The 8,908-nt window shown below is 47.6% G+C and carries 11 protein-coding genes; 8 read left to right on the forward strand and 3 right to left on the reverse strand.

The window, feature by feature from the left end:
* The first annotated feature begins 165 nt into the window (after positions 1–165).
* The 3 genes from NIES2104_RS30020 (at position 166) to NIES2104_RS30030 (ending at position 2,749) form a co-directional block, all read left to right on the forward strand.
* Positions 166–765 (forward strand): Uma2 family endonuclease, encoded by a 600-nt coding sequence (locus NIES2104_RS30020; RefSeq protein WP_059002644.1) that lies wholly within the window; start codon positions 166–168, stop codon positions 763–765.
* A 283-nt stretch (positions 766–1,048) separates the two neighbouring features.
* A complete protein-coding gene (locus tag NIES2104_RS30025) occupies positions 1,049–1,675 on the forward strand; it encodes a hypothetical protein (protein ID WP_059002645.1) in 627 nt (208 codons plus the stop codon).
* 48 nt (positions 1,676–1,723) lie between these two features.
* A complete protein-coding gene (locus NIES2104_RS30030; RefSeq protein WP_059002646.1) occupies positions 1,724–2,749 on the forward strand; it encodes an endonuclease NucS domain-containing protein in 1,026 nt (341 codons plus the stop codon).
* 152 nt (positions 2,750–2,901) lie between these two features.
* On the opposite strand, the gene NIES2104_RS30035 is transcribed toward NIES2104_RS30030, so the two are convergent.
* The gene (locus NIES2104_RS30035; protein ID WP_059002647.1) at positions 2,902–3,123 is read right to left on the reverse strand and encodes a hypothetical protein; all 222 of its coding nucleotides are present in this window, start codon (positions 3,121–3,123) and stop codon (positions 2,902–2,904) included.
* Between the two features lie 354 nt (positions 3,124–3,477).
* Here NIES2104_RS30035 and NIES2104_RS30040 point away from each other — a divergent pair, with 354 nt between their 5' ends.
* From NIES2104_RS30040 to NIES2104_RS30050, 3 genes are all read left to right on the forward strand, one after another.
* Positions 3,478–6,447, forward strand: a complete 2,970-nt coding sequence (locus tag NIES2104_RS30040) for a peptidoglycan-binding protein (protein WP_059002648.1) — start codon at positions 3,478–3,480, stop codon at positions 6,445–6,447.
* Positions 6,440–6,655: a hypothetical protein gene (locus NIES2104_RS30045; RefSeq protein ID WP_156427173.1), complete on the forward strand. Its 216-nt coding sequence runs from the start codon at positions 6,440–6,442 to the stop codon at positions 6,653–6,655. The genes NIES2104_RS30040 and NIES2104_RS30045 overlap by 8 nt, the downstream gene beginning before the upstream one ends.
* A gap of 85 nt (positions 6,656–6,740) precedes the next feature.
* Positions 6,741–7,049, forward strand: coding sequence for a hypothetical protein (locus NIES2104_RS30050; protein WP_059002649.1), 309 nt, complete (start codon positions 6,741–6,743; stop codon positions 7,047–7,049).
* Between the two features lie 166 nt (positions 7,050–7,215).
* Here the strand turns inward: NIES2104_RS30050 and NIES2104_RS30055 are convergent, their stop codons facing one another.
* Both NIES2104_RS30055 and NIES2104_RS30060 read right to left on the reverse strand, forming a co-directional pair.
* Complete coding sequence (locus NIES2104_RS30055) at positions 7,216–7,704, reverse strand: hypothetical protein (protein WP_156427174.1); 489 nt, start codon at positions 7,702–7,704, stop codon at positions 7,216–7,218.
* Positions 7,668–8,009 (reverse strand): hypothetical protein, encoded by a 342-nt coding sequence (locus tag NIES2104_RS30060; protein ID WP_059002651.1) that lies wholly within the window; start codon positions 8,007–8,009, stop codon positions 7,668–7,670. The genes NIES2104_RS30055 and NIES2104_RS30060 overlap by 37 nt, the downstream gene beginning before the upstream one ends.
* A 282-nt stretch (positions 8,010–8,291) precedes the next feature.
* Here NIES2104_RS30060 and NIES2104_RS32130 point away from each other — a divergent pair, with 282 nt between their 5' ends.
* Both NIES2104_RS32130 and NIES2104_RS30070 read left to right on the forward strand, forming a co-directional pair.
* Positions 8,292–8,492 (forward strand): hypothetical protein, encoded by a 201-nt coding sequence (locus NIES2104_RS32130; protein WP_156427175.1) that lies wholly within the window; start codon positions 8,292–8,294, stop codon positions 8,490–8,492.
* A gap of 116 nt (positions 8,493–8,608) precedes the next feature.
* On the forward strand, positions 8,609–8,866 hold the full coding sequence (locus NIES2104_RS30070; protein ID WP_059002543.1) for a helix-turn-helix domain-containing protein: 258 nt from the start codon (positions 8,609–8,611) through the stop codon (positions 8,864–8,866).
* Positions 8,867–8,908 lie beyond the last annotated feature (42 nt).

Raw genomic sequence — 8,908 nt, forward strand, 5'->3', positions numbered from 1 at the left:
TAGTACAGGCAGATTACGAAAATCACACTTCAGAAAAGTGATAGATTCACTGAGAGAATGATCCCATCTCTGCCGCTGATGATCGAGATTGAATGAATAAGACCCAGCTACAATAGCATTCATGAAGCTAGAATAGCGAACACTGTGTGGAGCAGAGCGATCGCAATGACGCAAGCACTTGAGAAGCCAAAATCATCACAAGATAAGATTACGGTCTACCACGATCGCACTTGGGAACAGTTCAAGTACATTCAGAAAGGCTTGGACGGCTCTCCTGGTGTGCGGTTGGCTTTTTACGAGGGAGTGGTGGAAATTTTCATGCCCGGACAACCGCACGAAATCTTTAAGAAAGTGATCGCGGCTCTGCTTGAATCATTCTTTCTACACTGGGGCATTCGAGTGATTCCGACCGGATCTGTAACGCAAGAGCAAGAAGGGGTCGCGTCTGCCGAAGCGGATGAATCCTACTGCTTTGGCAATGTGAAACCGATTCCCGATCTGTCAATCGAGGTGGTTTTTACTAGCGGAACAACCGCGAAACTGAGACGGTATCAAGCATTAGGAGTCCCTGAAGTCTGGTTCTGGCAAGATGGACTTTTGACCTTGCATCGCTTAGGAGAGAGCGGGTACACCAGAATCTATCGCAGTCAGATCCCAGAATTGGCGCAGTTGGATATCGAGCTATTGTCCCGCTGCGTTCTCATTGGTGAAACAGGTTGGCTAGAGGCTGTTCGGACGTTCAGAGACGCGATCGCGCAGCGGTGATTTGTTTATCTGTTTGCGATACCTCCGGCACACGGAACGTGACCCCTGAAATCATCTTCAGAAGATGGGAGGGAAACAGCTTTCGATATGATAAACGAATCAATCATATCGAAAAGCGGATTGATCCTGAGCTGGGCAAGATTGACGATCGCTGCTCCCTATGATTATCGCAACCACAAATTCGAGTGCGGTAAAATTGGCAATAACCGCAGCAGATTTCGAGCATCAGTGAGTGCGATGCCTGTGATATAAGGAACCTGCTTGCAATCCACAACTAATTGTTATGACCGTCACCCCTCAAGCCAAAAATATTACACTCCGTGACCTCATTGATCGCTTCGGCTTACACCTGGTTCGAGATGAGCAATTCTTCCGAGAATGGCAAGATGACTTGCCAACGGTCACGGAAACCGAACAGCGATCGCTCGATCGCGTGGTAGACGGATTTCTCAATTTACTCAACTACCCACCCCTGCTCGAAGGAGTGGTGCGGATGGCTGTTCTCGATCCCTTACTCTTCCTGGGCGGCTTTTATCTGCCTCCGTTCCACATTCGCTCAGAGCCATCGGTGGAAATTGTTGCTGAAGATGAAGGAGTTAAGATCACTGGCAATATTGATGCCCTTGTACTCAATAATCAGCTTTGGGTTTTAGTCGTCGAATCTAAAAGAGCCTCTTTCTCAGTAGAAGAAGGACTTCCACAAATTTTGTCCTATATGCTGGCAAATCCCAATCCAGAGAAACCTTGCTTCGGCTTGATTACGACAGGAGGTAGCTTTATGTTCGTTAAATTAGTTCGGGAGTCTCAGCCGAGCTATGCAACATCCAAGCTGTTCGGCATTCGGAATCCAGGTGATTTAGCTGTAGTTTTCAGTATTCTTAAACGCTTGGGACAACTGAATGTCTATTAGACGAAGGCTACGGGGAACTCTTTGAGGAGAGAAGTTGCTTGAATCTCTATGCCTCAGTTGCACCGTGATGGAATCCAATGGAAATTTTACAATGAATCAGAGTTGGAGGAATTCGTTTGGGCACATCTGAGCAGTCTGTTCAATCTCCTGCCTCTTAAACGTCAATATTTCATCAGAGGAATGTTTTGCGATATTCTTGCAGCGACGCAAGTTGGACAACTTGTAGTTATCGAACTTAAAAATGAAGTCGATCGCTACGTTGTGCAACAGTTGACTCGCTACTATGACGCTTTACAACGAGAGCAGCCCTTTTCAGAACAGGTTGATTATTCAAAACCGATTCGTCTAATTGCGATCGCGCCTGATTTTCATCACGACAATCTGATCGATCAGCAGTACAGCCGTTTATTGATCGAATTCTTACAGTTTGAGATTGAGATCGACGCAGACGAATTCATCTGGAAACTCCACGATCAAGAGACATCGCAAACCTGGTCTCTCGGACTTCCTCATCCGACTCAGCATTCTACTTGGGAACTTCCACCAGTTCCGCGAAAATTGCTGAACAACTTAGCAAAGGGTGAAGAAACTCATCGCGATCGTATTCTCCGCATTCGTCAAACTTTGCTGGAGTTTGATCCACGAATGAAGGAAATCGTTTTTCCCACGCATCTAGTATATGGTCGGGGAAAAACGCGATCGTGCGCGGAGTTTCATTTTGGCGCACCGTGGCGCTCAATTGCTCAACCGAAACAGCTAAATCTTCTGCTCCGGCTTCCCCATCCCTATCGCAAGCAGATGTGCAGAATGTTCATCGATACTCACGATTGGAGCACAGTGGGTCGTTTGTGCTACAGCCCCGATGGTCGTCGCGTTGAGGGAGGGACGGCTTACTGGCAGCAACCGACGGATCTAATCAAGATATTGCAGACCTGGGGAGACGAGATGAAGTCATTCGGTTCTGAATACTATTCTCAACTGTTGGCGAATCCCGATCGTGCGACTTCTATTGACTTGTGGGTTGAGATTGCTCTTGAGCATTGGGCGAAATCGACAAAAATATTTAGTAGATGAAGTTCCTCGCAAGGCAACACTCCCTGATCTGCCCCTCACAACAACTCATATTTTTAACAGCGCGGGAGCGGGATAGGTGGAATCTGGCGTTTTGCACGGCAATCGAGCCGATTCCACTTTTGAGCGGCACTGCCACTACTCAAAGCTCCTTGCTAATCATTGCTACAATCATTACCGTCATCACAAGAACCAAAATTGCGTCCTCCAAGTAAACCGACGACTGCCCCCACACAAACCTTCCAAGTATCGGTGCAGGTATTAATGATGCCAATTTGTTGCTCTGACGGAGCAGGTTGATTGGCAAGATAAATCGATGTGCCACCAGAAAGAAGTGCGATCGTCACTAGCGTTGAGAAGACAACATTGAAGTTCATTTCAATTTCCTCGGTGAGTGGAGAGTCGCGATGGTTGAAAACTGTAACCCCGTTCTCGCGATACTTGTTACGCTACTGCTTTGAGCTTGAAAGATCTGGATTTGTCTGAAAAGAATCTCAGGTGTTTGAGCAGCAACAAATTGGCAATCCATGAGGATGAATTGGAACGACGTTTTCCTGGCGATTGCATCGAGATTTTGCAAGTCGTGAGGTTTTTCTCACAATGAACTTGCTGCTAATTTCCATCTGGTAAAAATAAGAGTGGGTTGAATGCTGATGTCGCAGAAATTCTTGATGTCACTCAATCCACGTTCGATTCCAATGTCAATCAGCACATTGCCAAGGAGACGATGAATGGCTTACCGCTATCAAGTTGGCGGCAGGTTACGCGCAACCGCACCCAGTTATGTCTACCGTCATGCGGACGATCGCTTATGCGAGCAGTTACAGGCAGGCGAATTCTGCTATGTGTTTAATTGTCGGCAGATGGGTAAATCGAGCCTGCGAGTACGAACGATGCAGCGACTGATGGCAGAAGGCGTTCAATGTGTTGCCGTCGATCTCACAACGATCGGGAGTGATCAAGGCGTGACGCAGAAGCAATGGTATGAAGCCTTTATTGGAAGCCTTCACGCCTATCCCACGCTCGGTCTTTCGACCCACATTCGATTTACTGACTGGTGGAGCGCTCACGAACACCTGCCACCTGTGAGGCTGCTCAATCTTTATCTAAGAGAAGTGTTGTTGGAGCAAATCAAAGTTGGGCAAATCGTTATCTTCATCGACGAGATCGATGTAGTGCTGAAACTGGGGTTTGATGCCAGTGATTTTTTTGCCCTGATTCGCGCCTGCTTTAATCTTAGAGCCGATGATCCAGAATACGATCGCTTAACGTTTGCGCTATTTGGAGTAACGACTCCAGAGGGATTGATTCAAGATCCCGACAAAACGCCATTTAATTTAGGAAAAGACATTCCGCTTTCAGGATTTGAGTTTGAGCGATCGCTCGTGTTAGCAGAGGGACTCGTCGATGCTGTTCCGAATTCCAAAGCAGTTCTGCAAGCGATTTTAGATTGGACGGGTGGACAGCCATTCCTTACTCAGAAGTTGTGCGACTTAGTGCAACTGGAATCGTTGCCTCCATGTCCTGTGGGTAAAGAAGTCGAATGGGTCGAGCAGTTGGTGAGATCGCACATCATTGAAGATTGGCAACAGCATGATGATCCGGTGCATCTCCGCACGATTCGCGATCGCATTTTGCGTGATCCTCAACGATTAGGACGAATGCTCGGATTGTATCAGCAGATTTTAAAGAAAGGGGATACTACGGTAGATGATAGTCAAGAGCAATTAGAATTACGGCTATCTGGATTAGTGGTGCTAGATCAAGGACGGCTGCGGGCATACAATCGCATTTACCAAACCGTTTTTGATGCCGCCTGGGTTGAGCAAGAATTAGCGAATCTGCGTCCTTATACCGACAAACTGAAGCTCTGGTTAGCGTCACATGATGAAGCTTATCTATTAAAGGATCAGGAATTGCGCGATCAACTTTCTGGATTAAAGGGTAGACACCTAGCGGATGAGGATTACCGATTTTTTGCGGCAAGTCAAGATTTAGAGCGTCGAAACATGGAAAATCTTCTTGAGTTAGCAAAAGATGAATTATCAAGCGTGAAGGATGAAATTGATATTACTCGTGTTGAGCGACAACAAGCAAAACAAGATTTGTCAAAAATGCGAATTTTGGTGTACTTGGGACTTGGCGTTCTTGGCGTTCTTGGCATCGCTCTGTCTTCTACAGCACCTCTTCTAGAACAGCAAAGCCAAGAATTAGTTACGCTTGCAGCAGAAAGAAGCAAAACCGTAAATCAACTCTCGCAAACAGCATCTAAACTAACCGATGCTGAAAGACAGAACCAGAACCTGCAACAGAGTAATCAGGACATTCAGAAAGATAACGATATAGCACTAAAAAATGTTCAACAGAAGCAGCAAGAATTAAACGGTGTAAAAGTAAATCTTGACAAGGTGAGGGTACAGTTCCTGATTAAAAAGGAAGGGCTAGAAACGTTACAACGACAAGTCAAGACAGAGCGAGCACAACTTGAAATTGTTACAAAAAAACTGAGCGGTGAGAAGACGTTAAACAGTATTAGAGAGCAGGATTTTAGGGATAGAAAAGAGGAAATTGATAGCTTAGACCTTGATGGGCTTCAACAGAACGCACGTTCGCCAGTGATGTACATCATGTACATTGATAGCAATAATTCCGAAATTCTTGAGCAGGTGCGAAAAGTGAATGGATTCGCCAAAGCTCTCCTTGTCACTGAAAAAGAGCTTTTTAACTTACCTGGCTCCAACAAAACAGTGATATATCTTGGTAATAGCTATGTTGAGTCCATAGCAAATAAAAAATCAAAACAACTTCAGGGTAGCCTTAAAGTGCTTGATCAACTTGGTTTAGTACCTCAAATTCGACCGCTTATTCCAGCATCTCAAAGAATATTAAATCAATATAAGTCCTGGCTACAGCAAGGAGATTCAGGCATCGAAGTCACTGAGCTTCAGGAAGAATTAGGGCGTGTAGGCTGCTACGATGGCGCAGTTACAGGATATTTTGGGACAGAGACTAAAAAAGCTGTAATTACTTGTCAGATCAGGAATGGATTAACTCCAGATGGAATAGCCGAAATTCAATTAGGGAATGCACCGTTTGGAAAAAGTCTACGTGAAGGCGATTCGGGCACCGCTGTTACTGAGTTACAAGATCGACTCAAAGCACTAGGCTGCTTCGATGGTTCATCAACCGGATCTTTCGACGCTCAAACTCGTGATGCGGTCATTCAGTGCCAACAACAACGCGGAATTACAGCCGATGGAATCGTCGGTGCGGAAACCTATCGCGCTTTCGGGCTTGGCAGTCCCGGTACAGGAAGCGGATTGGCACAGTTTGGAGAACCCTTACAGTTGGGCGATCGGGGTCAAGGAGTGCGAGCCTTGCAAACCCAACTACAAGCGAAAGGATATTACTACGGCATGATCGATGGTGTATTTGGTCCTGACACCCGCACCGCTGTCCTTCAGTTGCAAAGCGATCGAGGTCTTCCTCAAACGGGGGTCGTCGATGATGCGGTCTACTCTACCCTTGTAGGTGGAGCAGTTCCACCCACGACACCTCCGGGAGTGACTGGACTACAATTCGGCGATCAAGGTCCGCGAGTAGCTGAACTTCAGCGACAACTGAACCGACTTGGTTACTCGGTTCCCGTGACTGGCTATTTCGGTACTCAGACTCAACGACTTTGCGGGCACGTTGTGTAGCGAAACTATCGTTTCGCATTGGGCGATGGATCTCGATGCGATGCTACAAGCGGCTGAACGCGAGGTCGCTCAGTTCGGTTTGGGCGCGATGGATGCCCTGCATATCGCCGCTGCTGTTGCGCTGCAAGCAGATCAATTTATCACGAATGAAAAACCGGAAAAATCCATCCATCGCACTCCTAGCATTCCCATCCTCTCCCTCCGCTGAAATCCAAATTGAAATCGCGTCAAGCAACAGAAAGGACAGCTTGATTCTCAAACACACTCTAATGATCACGATGTAGACGACTCTCATGCAACTGAATCTAGCACAACAGACGTGGGCAGTCGGTGAGATACGCGATTGCTGTGGGATAGAAATCAATAAAGCGCAACTGATGACGTTACTCCAGCTTGATCCAGGACTGCTGAGCGATATTGTTTTCGATCTGGACACGATTGCTCGCGAACACTTGATGAGTGCAATCGCCCAGCAACTTGGGTTTTCAGGCTGGGTCAGCTATGGAGACTCCGAGGACGATCGCCGTGCCTTCTTTGAAGCCTTTCCGAAACGGGCGGTTGAACACGGCTATCGTCTCGTTGAGGGATACTGGGCAATTTGACGCTTCATCCTTTTCTCCGAAACACCTCCCTCGATCACCAAATGTGGACAAGTTCCTGTCATTGACGGGAGACAACTTTTAGCTTGCAGAATTCTACTGTGTAGACCTTTACCGTTGTCGATCGCGCTATGAATAATCATCTCAACGAGTTGAAGTAGTAAATCACTCATCGCGGTTTAAGCTGCCACAACTCTCCTTGCAGACTCGCTTGTAAGCGCGACGTGTCATAGTTTCGCCGTAACGAATCAAGCAAGTCCTTAGACGGATTGTACAGAAAATACTGATAGCCCTCAGGCAGGATTGGAACTTGTGGCTCGACAACGAGCTGAACCCAGGTCGATGGCGCTAACCGATGCAAAAGTGTGAACAGTACGCCGAGCGATCCATCTGTACCAGGAAGGCGATTGGGAGCGCGATTGATACTCCCAATTAGCAGCGGGTGCGGTGCTGCATTGATGAGTTGAGTAATTCGGGGATGCTCTGGTTCCCGGTAGTAATTTAGACCTCCTTTGACTTGTGTGTGAACCGCTCCCGTCACCACCGCAGACAAGAGTAAGCCAAAAATCAAACCGCGCCACAGGTGAGATCGCCGTTTTGTCGCACTGAGCTTCACCGCCATCAAATGGGCAATGGCAAGATGGAGTCCAGATAACACGGCATCAGATAGCGATAAGCCGTGGATCGACGTGAATCGGTGAGAACATCGGGTAGAAAGAGGGCGACAAACGTGACTCCCATCAGAGACAGCAGAAACCAGCGAGCAGCGGGCGGCGCTTTGATCATCAGGAAATACAAGGCATAAACACTGATCCAAATCGTCACTAGTACGACGACTGGAATGGTGAGCCATAGCCTGATCGCAATCTCAGCGTGAGGCAGCTTAGAAAAGGCATGCGGAATTGCCACAAATGAGAGTGCCAGATTGAACCCATAATTGCCCCAGTGCTCGATCAGGGTCATTGGATAGCTCGACCAGAGATTCGTAGCAATAATCTGCTGTCGCGACTGCCAGATTACGATCGCCCAGGATGATCAACAGTGCAAAGCCAGCGCGCCGATCAATGGGGAACTTCTAAAGCTGTCGCATCGTTGAAAGCGTCGATGATGTGAACCCAAAAGTAGCTGTACTCCCCGAACGACTGTGAAAGGGTTTGTCAGAAGTCTCGTCGTCCATAATTTGGTTTTCGGTCGTCGAATGTCGAAGCGATCCGCATCTTTCCGAAATTCAGCGACGAGCGCGTCGTGAATCGCGAGAGCTTTGGCATCAACCCAGACTTTGCGATCGCTGAGCGGTTCTCGCTTTTCAGACAGGTCACTCACGGGCAAACTCATGCCATGCTCCTCAAAGGTTCAAGATCTGATGATTGCTCAACGCTAACCGGGATTGGACAAGTTGAAGGATCGACTCAGCACGACGGGTTTAAGCCAAGTGAGATCGATTGATCGTCCAGTCGGCAGCTCCAACTTAAGATTGCTGGGTATGGAAATCAGTCAGGAATGCCGTCCTCCTAAAATATCCGATTTTGGGATATTATGCTAGACCCTGTAGCTTGCTCGTCATGAGCGGCTCCGTGTATTCTGACCAGTATCAAGCCTTTTTACAACGACTGAAAGCGGCACGTCGCGCTGCTGGGCTAACGCAGCGGGATGTCGCCACCTGTCTGAACGTCCCACAATCTTACGTCTCGAAATGCGAATCGGGCGAGCGTCGGATCGATGTGATTGAGTTGACGAAATTTGCTGAGCTTTACCAGCAGTCTTTGGATTATTTTGCGTATGGGCACAACGATGCTGCGGATTCCCAAAAGCGGGATTGAATTCAACGAGGGGAGCAATGGATCAAGGATTGCTTTGCTCAT

Origin of the sequence: Leptolyngbya sp. NIES-2104 (genome assembly GCF_001485215.1) — a bacterium.
GTDB lineage: Bacteria > Cyanobacteriota > Cyanobacteriia > Leptolyngbyales > Leptolyngbyaceae > Leptolyngbya.